Origin of the sequence: Polaromonas aquatica (assembly GCF_042659145.1) — a bacterium.
GTDB lineage: Bacteria > Pseudomonadota > Gammaproteobacteria > Burkholderiales > Burkholderiaceae_C > Polaromonas > Polaromonas aquatica.
Map to the genome: position 1 here is coordinate 1 of NZ_JBHSRS010000033.1, position 766 is coordinate 766.

General features: G+C 65.1%; 1 protein-coding gene. It reads left to right on the forward strand.

The annotated features are described in order from the left end of the window. Positions 1-766: site-specific integrase (locus tag ACFQND_RS12225; RefSeq protein ID WP_377413608.1), on the forward strand; the 766-nt coding region annotated here is incomplete at both ends.

The following is a 766-nucleotide window of genomic DNA, read 5'->3' on the forward strand; positions in this document are numbered from 1 at the left end:
GCTCCGGCGACCAACCGGCCTTGCTGCGCCACACGCGCGATCGCAGTTTGATACTGCTGGGGTTTTGGCGCGGCTTCCGTTCCGACGAACTGGTCAACCTGCGCGTCGAGAACACCGAAGTCACCCCCGGCCAAGGCATGGCCTGCTACCTGGGCCGCAGCAAAGGCGACAGGCAGCTGCAGGGCCGAACCTTCCAATGCCCGGCCTTGTCCCGCCTGTGCGCAGTAGACGCCTTCAACGCCTGGGTCAGCCTGGCCGGTTTGACCGAGGGTCCGGTATTCCGCAAGATCGACCGCTGGGGGAATGTGGCCGACGAAAGCCTGCATGCCAACAGCCTGATCCCCTTGCTGCGCAGCCTGTTTGCCGAAGCCGGCGTCGAGTCACCCGAGGACTACAGCAGCCACTCAATGCGCCGCGGCTTTGCCGGCTGGGCCCGCGCCAGCGGCTGGGATATCAAGGAGTTGATGGAATACGTCGGTTGGAAGGATGTCAAATCGGCCGTGCGCTACCTCGATGCGTCGGATTCCAGCCTGCAAGCCCGCTTTGAGCAAGGCTTGACAGCCCTGGCGCCGGCAGCTGCGCAGCCACCGCCGCCTTTGTTGTTGTTGACCGAACAGGCCGAAGGGACGACCGTGGCGGTCCTGCGCGTCACGCTGGTACTGGCCCGCTTCAGCAAGCAGTCGCGCGGCTTGGCCCGTGGCCACCGGCTGATCGAGCAGACCTGTTTCGAGCGTTTCGCCATGCAACGCCTGAACACCGAGGGCAC